This window comes from Streptomyces sp. MS191 (assembly GCF_008042125.1).
In the GTDB taxonomy this organism is placed as follows: Bacteria; Actinomycetota; Actinomycetes; order Streptomycetales; family Streptomycetaceae; genus Streptomyces.
On sequence record NZ_RDBI01000175.1, the window covers coordinates 1 to 1,218 of the forward strand.

The window sequence follows — 1,218 nt, forward strand, 5'->3', positions numbered from 1 at the left end:
GGTCTCCTCTGTCTCGGGACGGCGACGCTCACGCTAGACAGGGGACTACGCTCCAAGGTCAAGCCCGACTCATCACGGAGGGTGCATGCGCATCGGCGAACTCGCCGCCCAGGTGGGGGTGTCCAGGGACGCCATCCGGTTCTACGAGAAGCTCGGCCTCGTCGAGGGCCGGCGACTGCCCAACGGCTACCGCGACTTCCCGCCGGAGGCGGTGGCCTGGCTGCTGTACGTCCGCACCGCCCAGACGCTCGGTTTCTCGCTGGCGGAGATCGCCCGGATCGGCGGGGAACTGCGCGACAGCCCGGACAGTGCGGACACCCTGTCCGCACTGTTCGAGGACAAGATCCGCCTCATCGACGCCCGCATGGACGAGCTCGCGGCGCTGCGGGCCGAACTCGTCAGCCGGGTGGGCGCCGGCTGCCCCCTCGAAGCGGCCCCGGCCGGCTGACGCATCGGTACCGCCGCCGGGGCGCGTCCGCGCGCTTCAGCCGGCGGGCGTCCGGCGGCGCATCAGCTCCGAGACCTTCACGAAGCGGTAGCCCTTCGCCCGGAGTTCAGGGACGATCCGCCGGATCGCCTGTTCCGTGACCGGCGCCGCGCTGCGGGTGCAGTGCATGACCACGAGCGAACCGGGCTTCACCCCGTCGAGGACCTGCTGCGCCACGGCGTCGCCGTCCGTGGCGAAGGCGTCCCCGCTGACCACGTCCCACTGCACCGCCGTCACCTTCGTCGGCGCGAGTGCCCGCAGGGCCTCGTCGTCGTAGCAGCCGCCGGGAAAGCGGAAGTACGGCACGACGTTGCGCGCGCCCGCCGTGCGGAACGCGGCGAAGGCCCGCCGCACGTCGGCCGCCATGGCGTCGCGCGCCACGGCCGGCAGGCCGTAGCAGGGGGAGGCGAAGGAGTAGTGGCTGTAGGAGTGGTTCGCGATCTCGAAGCGCGGGTCGTTGCCGAGGGACCGGGCCTGGTCCGGGTACTCCTCTGCCCAGCGGCCGGTCATGAAGACGGTCGCGTCGACGCCCAGGCGCCGCAGGGTGGCGATCAGCTGCGGATTGTCGAAGCGCTCCCCGCCGGCCGCCCGCGGTCCCTGATCGGCCGTCATGTCGGCGTCGAAGGTGAGCGCGACGACCTTCTCCGCGCCGTGGGCGCGCCGCGTGAAGACGGGCGTGACGCCGCCGGGACCCGGGGCCAGGGTGGGGGGAGCCTCGCGCACGGTGGCCG

The 1,218-nt window shown here is 73.0% G+C and carries 2 protein-coding genes; one reads left to right on the plus strand and one right to left on the minus strand.

The window, feature by feature from the left end:
• Positions 1-85 precede the first annotated feature (85 nt).
• The gene (locus tag EAO71_RS36160) at positions 86-448 is read left to right on the plus strand and encodes a MerR family transcriptional regulator (protein WP_147982038.1); all 363 of its coding nucleotides are present in this window, start codon (positions 86-88) and stop codon (positions 446-448) included.
• Between the two features lie 36 nt (positions 449-484).
• Here EAO71_RS36160 and EAO71_RS36165 read toward each other — a convergent pair.
• Positions 485-1,218, minus strand: a 734-nt coding sequence (locus tag EAO71_RS36165; RefSeq protein ID WP_261992517.1) for a polysaccharide deacetylase family protein, incomplete at its 5' end; no start/stop codon positions are given.

Excerpts from the sequence above, each read along its gene's own strand:
- EAO71_RS36160 (WP_147982038.1), top strand. The coding sequence starts at position 86 with ATGCGCATCGGCGAACTCGCCGCCCAGGTGGGGGTGTCCAGGGACGCC.